General features: G+C 36.9%; 2 protein-coding genes. Both read right to left on the bottom strand.

Translation table 11 applies throughout. From position 1 onward, the window contains the following. Window positions 1-356: KxYKxGKxW signal peptide domain-containing protein (locus HMPREF2697_RS02475; RefSeq protein WP_180364353.1), on the bottom strand; the 356-nt coding region annotated here is incomplete at its 3' end. Window positions 357-410: 54 nt separating this feature from the next. Then, window positions 411-3,727, bottom strand: a 3,317-nt coding sequence (locus HMPREF2697_RS02470; protein ID WP_070849517.1) for a glucosyl transferase, incomplete at its 5' end; no start/stop codon positions are given.

Below are 3,727 nucleotides of genomic sequence, written 5' to 3'. Positions count from 1 at the left end.
TCCGAACTAGCTGTACTTGTGACTTCAGAGCTTGTTTTTTCAGAAATAGTTTCTGTTGAAGCCACTTCAGAGGTAGCTACTGGTGCTTCTGATACTGTAGCAGTCTCGCTAGAAGGGGTAGCAGGTGTATTTTCTGTAGGTTTAGCTGTGGCTTCACTAGTCGCTGGAGCCTCAACGTCAATAGCACCTTCTTTGATGATGGCTTCAACAGTTGCTTCATTAACAGGGGTAGGTTGTTCTTCAGCTGAAGCGTAGCTGAGGCTTGCAAAACTCAATCCCAAAGCAAGTCCTGTCACTGCAATAGTTACCCAATGTTTTTTAACTTTGTGAAGTTTAAAATGTACTTTCCTTTCCATGATAATTCTCCTTTCATTGAAAGATAAATTGGAATTATATGTGTGAAATAAATATTATTCGTAAATATATTTAATAACCCTTCCATCACCGTTTTCATCGAAATGAACAACCTCAGCTTTCACCTTGTAACGAATTGAGTGATTAAAAGTAATGTCAACATTTTTAGCACGTTTTCCAGTTTTTGGGTAATAATAATGGTAGTAGTAGTCATTTCCCGCCCAAATTGTTCGCAATTCATCGTAGCCTAATCTACCATCATCGTGAAAATAGTAGTAATCATCTCCAATCTTTTGTTCACCCTTATAACATTTACCATCACTACCAACATAGTAACGATAACCGTCAATGTCAACGAATTTGTCACGTCCTAAGTCAACAAGTTCACCAGTATTCTTGTCATAGTAATAACCATCATCAGCAACAATACCTCTAGCTTGTTTACCATCTTTATCAAAGTAAACCTTCACATTATCGATAGTTTTGTGTCCAGTTACCTTTTGACTATTTTCATCGACGTAGTACCAACTATCAGAATATTTTTTACCAAAATATCTAGTAATTGCACCAGTTGAGGTGTCTGCTAGACTAGGGTATCTATCGAATTGAAATACTTGAACATAATTATGGTCGATAGGCTCATTACCTAGGTCGGTGATAAAATGCCAAGGTTTTATTTGAACATAACGTTTTGTGACTAAAGCTCCGGTGTCCTTATCGTGATATCTACCATCTGGTGCGAAATCCCCTTTTAACTGTGGTCCATCAGGGTAGAAGTAGTAGTCCTCACCGTTAATAGTCTGATAACCTGACACCTTGTAGCCACTATTATCTAGGTAGTAGCGGAATGTAGTTGAGATACCATTAGCACGCCATTCACGAGCGATTCTTACAGTACGCTCTCTGAAAGTATTTCTTGCTAAGTTACCTGTATGTTTATCGTAATATTTACCGTTTTTTGCGAAACCTCCTTTTACTTGCTCTCCATTTTCATCGAAGAATACTGTTTCACCATTAATAGTATGCTCCCCTTTTAAAGCGATTCCTTCGGAACCAAAATAGTAAAATGGTTTTGTATCATCGCTAAATCCATTGTGGTTAGAAGGAACGTATAAGTTCCTAGCTAGATGACCATTATCATTCATATAATGGATATTGTGGTAGTCATCATAGAACAGTCCATTTTTTTTGATATCATCTTTCTTTTCAGTAATGACACCTTCTTGATCTGAAATATAAAGTTTATCGTTCACTTCAAAAAGTGTTCCAATGACACGCTCACCATTATTTTTATCGTAGTAGTATTTGTTTCCTCCTTGTTTAATAAACTCTCCTTTAGATTGCTTTCCGTTTTGGTCAACATAATACCATTTACCATTTATCATAACTGATCGGTTGACACCTAAATTAACACGAGCACCGGTATCTTTATCATAATAGTAACCATCGTCTGCGAACTGGTCTTTGATTTGTTCACCATAGACATTGAAATAAACAGCAACACCATTTATCGTTTGGGGACCGTGAAGGAATTTTCCGTCATACCCTGCATAATAGGTGACTTTTTTAATTTTAGGGTTAAGATAGTCATTCTCTAGGTGATAGATAGTAACGTATTGATTTTTGACCATTGTTCCTTGGTAGTCATAATAATAGCTGTTTTCAAAGTCATCGGTAACAATTTGGTTGCGATAGTTTAAAGCATATGGTACTTCAGAGAGTTTACCTTCATTATCAGCTTTATAGGTCTTACCATCGATTTGAATAAGAGAGTTGATAAGCATTTGTCCATTATGCAAATCATAGTAATGTTTTGGTAGACCTGAATTTGAGTAGCTAGCCTCACCTTTTAGTTGACGACCATTACTGTCAAAACAAACATGATAACTATCAACAATTTGGTTTCCAATGAGTTTCTGACCATTTTCATCGACATAGTACCAGTTTCTATTGTCTTCTACATAAGCATTGGTAACAAGTTCACCACTATCCTTGTCATAGAAGTGTCCATTCGGAGCAAAGTGTCCTTTAACTTGGACTCCACTGTCCTTAAAGTAAACTTTGACGTTATCAATGGTTTGTTCGCCAATGAGTTTATTGCCATCGGAGTTGTAGTAATACCAGTTGCCTTTATCATCGCTGACATATTGGTTATGGAATCTAGAATCACCTTGGATAGTAATGTTACCCTCTTTATCTGCGATATAATGGATACCGTTTAACTCAAAGGAAGTGTCCTTGACTTTACGACCATTGTCTCTGTCGAAGTAGTAGATTTTATTATCAATATTAATGAATTCGCCTTTAGCTTGATGTCCTTCTGGACGAGATGATTCATGGAAGTAGAGTTCAAAGCCATCAATAGTCTTAGGTCCAGTGACTGGAAATCCGTCTTTGTTGAAGTAATACCAACGACCTTCGTAGTCCATCATAAATTGATTTTTTGGATATTCTATATTATTTTCTGAAGGAAGAGTATAGTAAATTGGGAACGGATAAGTCACAATGTTTAGTTGTTTATTGAGATAATCAGCCACCCCATTGTGGTCTGAATAAAATACATATGGCATAGACTTCCGAAGACCCTTTTCGATGATAGGAAATTGTTTGTTTTTAGCTAAGGCCCCTTTGTCATCAAAGTAGTAGCGTTTGTGATCTAATTCCATTAGTCTATGAACAGCAACTTGGCCATTGTCATAGATGTAATAGTCATCACCTAAAATCGTCTGACGACCTTTCTTAAGTGTGTTACCATTTTTATCAAAATAGTAACGTTCTAATCCAGGCATTACATAATAGTTTGGTTCGATATAAGCAGGTTCATTGAAGTAAACAACTTTACTATAGTTTTCTTCTGGAATATAGTGGCTGTCTTTGAATGTAATAAAACGGTCTGTTACTAGCTTGCCATCGTTTTCATCGTAAAAGTGGAGTTTGTCGTCAACTTTCCTAAGCTGCCCTTTTACCATAGTGCCGTCATTGTTAAAGTAATATTGGAAACCGTTGATTTCTTTTGGTCCAGTAACAAGCTGCCCTTTTGCATCTATATAATAGGTAACACCATTTGCATCTGAAACGAAACTCTCTCTTTTATCTGTCTTTTTTGTGATACCTTCCGCTTCAACAGTGATGGTGAAATCGCCATCTTTTTGTGAGGTATCTAAAGTTGTTTTATCAGGAGAAGTACTTATGATGAGGTTTTCGTTGTTTGTAGGTGTATTTGTTGCACTTACCTCAGAATGTGTAGTTTCAGAATTAGCTACTTCCGAACTAGCTGTACTTGTGACTTCAGAGCTTGGTTTTTCAGAAACTGTTTCTGTTGAGGCTACTTCAGAGCTGGCCACTGGTGTTTCTGACACTGTGGCAGCCTCGC

This window comes from Streptococcus sp. HMSC064D12 (assembly GCF_001837205.1).
GTDB classification, from domain to species: domain Bacteria; phylum Bacillota; class Bacilli; order Lactobacillales; family Streptococcaceae; genus Streptococcus; species Streptococcus salivarius_D.
The sequence above is the reverse complement of the archived record's forward strand: the minus strand, read 5'-3'. Positions and strand labels throughout refer to the sequence as shown.